The sequence below is a fragment of the Burkholderia sp. Ap-955 genome (genome assembly GCF_011753045.1).
In the GTDB taxonomy this organism is placed as follows: Bacteria; Pseudomonadota; Gammaproteobacteria; order Burkholderiales; family Burkholderiaceae; genus Burkholderia; species Burkholderia lata_D.
Genome location: NZ_VWWH01000208.1, coordinates 1 through 1,494, shown reverse-complemented (window position 1 = coordinate 1,494; position 1,494 = coordinate 1). Strand labels below are relative to the sequence as shown.

Here is a 1,494-nt window from a genome sequence, read left to right as displayed (position 1 = left end):
ACCGACGTGAGCTCGTTGTCGACCAGCCAGACCATGACCAACAGCAATGTCAGTTCGTTGTCGACCGGCCTGAATGCGACCAACAGCAGCGTGACGAGCCTGTCGACTTCGGCTGCGGCTGGGATCATCACGGCACAAAGCGGTGTAGGCTCGCTGTCGACGGGTCTGAGCACGACGAATAGCACCGTCGGTGCGCTGTCGACGCAGGAATCGACCGACGTGGGTTCGTTGTCGACCAGCCTGAACATGACCAATAGCAGCGTGACAAGTCTGTCGACTTCGGCTGCGGTGGGGATCAGCACGGCACAAAGCGGTGTGGGTTCGCTGTCGACGGGGCTGAGTACGACGAATAGCACCATTGGTGCGTTGTCGACGCAGGAGTCGATCGACGTGGGTTCGTTATCGACCAGCCTGAACACGACCAACAGCAACGTGACGAGCCTGTCGACTGGCCTGGACACGACGAACAGCAGCGTGACGAGCTTGTCGACTTCGGCAGCGGTGGGGATCAGCACGGCACAAAGTGGTGTGGGCTCGCTGTCGACGGGATTGAGCACGACGAACAGCACCGTCGGTGCGCTGTCGACACAGGAGTCGACCGACGTGGGTTCATTGTCGACCAGCCTGACCACGACCAACAGCAATGTCAGCTCGTTATCGACGGGCCTGGACACGACGAACAGCAGCGTGACAAGCCTGTCGACTTCGGCAGCGGCAGGGATTAGCACGGCACAAAGTGGTGTGGGCTCACTGTCGACGGGATTGAGCACGACGAACAGCACCGTCGGCGCGCTGTCGACGCAGGAGTCGACCGACGTGGGCTCATTGTCGACCAGCCTGACCACGACCAACAGTAATGTCAGTTCGTTGTCGACCGGCCTGAACGCGACGAACAGCAGCGTGACAAGCCTGTCGACTTCGACCGCGGCAGGGATCAGCACGGCACAAAGCGGTGTGGGCTCACTGTCGACGGGCCTGAGCACGACCAACAGCACGCTCGGTGCGTTGTCGACGCAGGAGTCGACCGACGTGGGTTCATTGTCGACCAGCCAGACCATGACCAACAGCAATGTCAGTTCGTTGTCGACCGGCCTGAATGCGACGAACAGCAACGTGACGAGCCTGTCGACTGGCCTGGACACGACCAACAGCAGCGTGACGAGCCTATCGACCTCGACCGCGGCAGGGATCAGCACGGCACAAAGTGGTGTGGGCTCGCTGTCGACGGGATTGAGCACGACGAACAGCACGGTCGGTGCGCTGTCGACACAGGAGTCGACCGACGTGGGTTCATTGTCGACCAGCCTGAACACGACCAACAGCAACGTGACGAGCCTGTCGACTGGCCTGGACACGACGAACAGCAGCGTGACGAGCCTGTCGACGTCGACCGCGGCAGGGATTAGCACGGCACAAAGCGGTGTGGGCTCGCTGTCGACGGGATTGAGCACGACGAACAGTACCGTCAGTGCATTGTCGACGCAGGAGTTGACC

1 protein-coding gene is annotated in these 1,494 nt (G+C 61.2%); it reads right to left on the bottom strand.

Translation table 11 applies throughout. The features are described from left to right. A partial coding sequence (locus F3J15_RS38315) for a hypothetical protein (RefSeq protein ID WP_166897815.1) occupies window positions 1-1,494 on the bottom strand: 1,494 nt, incomplete at both ends.